This is a genomic window from Lysinibacillus sp. GbtcB16, assembly GCF_019091145.1.
Classification (GTDB): Bacteria; Bacillota; Bacilli; order Bacillales_A; family Planococcaceae; genus Lysinibacillus; species Lysinibacillus fusiformis.
In genome coordinates, this window is the sequence record NZ_JAGXJV010000360.1 from 1 (window position 1) to 275 (window position 275).

Sequence of the window (275 nt, forward strand, 5' to 3'; positions counted from 1 at the left end):
CTGATGTATAAGATTCATCAATAAGTAAAGAGTCATGTAATGTATTTCCACCAGTAACATACTTTTCGATCCTCTTTAAAAACACACTCCGTTTTCGGTAATCGTAAATGAGGTATACAGTAAACACAACTGTTCCTAATAAAAGTCCATATAACCACGTACTCCAATCAATGGATTTCTTTTCTAAAAGACTTTGCAGCTGTAAAACGAGCCCAAATAAACAAAGGCTAACAATATAAGAAAGAATTAAAGAAAAGCGGTCCATAAGGTAATTT

General features: G+C 32.7%; 1 pseudogene. It reads right to left on the reverse strand.

What is annotated here, in order from left to right:
• A pseudogene (locus KVT27_RS24545) lies at window positions 1-275 on the reverse strand (sensor histidine kinase); the annotation flags it as partial.